Source organism: Ectothiorhodospira sp. 9100 (assembly GCF_022227565.1).
GTDB lineage: Bacteria > Pseudomonadota > Gammaproteobacteria > Ectothiorhodospirales > Ectothiorhodospiraceae > Ectothiorhodospira > Ectothiorhodospira marina.
Genome location: NZ_JAJNAN010000136.1, coordinates 1 through 529, shown reverse-complemented (window position 1 = coordinate 529; position 529 = coordinate 1). Strand labels below are relative to the sequence as shown.

The following is a 529-nucleotide window of genomic DNA, read 5'->3' as shown; positions in this document are numbered from 1 at the left end:
ACTTCATCATCAAGTGGAACCCCCGGCAGGCGTCGGCCGCCAACTGGATGGCGCATGCGGAGGGCCTGGAGGCAGGCAAGGTCAAGTGGGAGACGCCTCGCGAGGGTAAACGGATCGCTGTTTTCAGCGTCAACGAAACCCGCAACTGGCAAGGGCGGGAGTATACCTTCCGGCGTGTCATGCGCGTGGTGGAACGCACCATCGACCGCAAGGGCCAGGCGCTGGTGTTCCCCGACCTGGAGGTCGAGGGCTGGTGGACCTCCCTGAATCTGTCCGATGACGAGATCATCACTCTGTACTGTGGCCATGCCACCTGTGAGCAGTTCCACTCCGAGTTCAAGACCGACCTGGACCTGGAGCGCCTGCCCTCCGGCAAGTTCGACACCAACACCCTGGTCATGGCAGCGGGCACCTTCGTGTACAACGTCCTGCGCTGGATCGGCCTGAAGGGGTTGATCGGCGATGACTCGCCCGTGCGCCATCCCGCCAAGCGCCGCCGCATCCGCACGGTGTTCCAGGAGTTGATCAG

At 63.3% G+C, this 529-nt stretch carries 1 pseudogene; it reads left to right on the top strand.

The annotated features are described in order from the left end of the window. A pseudogene (locus LPW29_RS15325) lies at positions 1 to 529 on the top strand (IS1380 family transposase); the annotation flags it as partial.